Source organism: Streptomyces sp. HSW2009, from assembly GCF_040240285.1.
GTDB lineage: Bacteria > Actinomycetota > Actinomycetes > Streptomycetales > Streptomycetaceae > Streptomyces.
The window spans coordinates 1-1,066 of record NZ_JBEHZD010001048.1 but is presented as its reverse complement, the minus strand read 5'-3'; the positions used below and the strand labels follow the sequence as shown (position 1 = coordinate 1,066).

Below are 1,066 nucleotides of genomic sequence, written 5' to 3'. Positions count from 1 at the left end.
GCGCCGCGCCGCGGTGGCCGCGGTCAGCGGCCCCGGCGCCACCAGCGACGGCCACCGGGTGCCGCTGCTGGCCAACATCGGCGGCGTCGGCGACGTGGCCGCCGCGGTCGAGGCCGGCGCGGAGGGCGTGGGGCTGTTCAGGACCGAGTTCCTCTTCCTGGACGACCACAAGCAGGCCCCGTCCGTGGAGGCGCAGCAGGAGGCGTACCGGCAGGTCCTGGAGGCGTTCCCGGACGCCCGCGTGGTGGTGCGGGCGCTGGACGCCGGGGCCGACAAGCCGCTGGACTTCCTGACCCCGGCCGAGGAGCCGAACCCGGCGCTCGGCGTGCGCGGGCTGCGCACCCTGCTGGAGCACCCCGAGGTGCTCAAGGGCCAGCTTGAGGCGCTCACCCGGGCGGCCGACGGGCTGTCGGTGCAGCTTGAGGTGATGGCGCCGATGGTGGCCGACCGGGCCGACGCGGCGGCCTTCGCCGCCGCCTGCCGTGAGGTCGGGCTGCCCGCCAAGGTCGGCGCGATGGTCGAGATCCCGTCGGCCGCGCTGCGCGCCGGCTCCGTCCTGCGCGAGGTGGACTTCCTCTCGCTGGGCACCAACGACCTGGCGCAGTACACCTTCGCCGCCGACCGGCAGACCGGTTCGCTGGCCCGGCTCCAGGACCCGTGGCAGCCGGCCCTGCTCGACCTCGTGCAGGCTGCGGCGCAGGCCGCGCAGGCGCAGGACAAGAGCTGCGGCGTGTGCGGCGAGGCGGCGGCCGACCCGCTGCTGGCCTGCGTCCTCACCGGCCTCGGCGTCACCAGCCTGTCGATGAGCCCCAACGCCATCCCGCGGGTGCGCGCCACGCTGGCCCAGCACACCCTCCAGGCGTGTCAGGAGGCGGCCCGCGCCGCCCTGGCCACCGACACCCCGCAGGAGGCGCGCGAGGCGGTCAAGGCCGTCCTGGGCACCGACTGATCGTCCCCGCAGCAGCACGGCACGACAGCAACACCGGCGCGGGGGGGGGGGGGGGGGGGGGGGGGGGGGGGGGGGGGCGGGGGGGGGGGGGGGGGGGGGGGGGGGGGGGGGGGGGGG

Annotated in this window: 1 protein-coding gene; it reads left to right on the top strand. The window is 78.0% G+C overall.

Annotated elements, in window-relative coordinates; translation table 11 throughout:
- A partial coding sequence (locus tag AAHZ94_RS34470) for a putative PEP-binding protein (RefSeq protein WP_349997613.1) occupies nt 1-949 on the top strand: 949 nt, incomplete at its 5' end.
- Nucleotides 950-1,066: the final 117 nt, after the last annotated feature.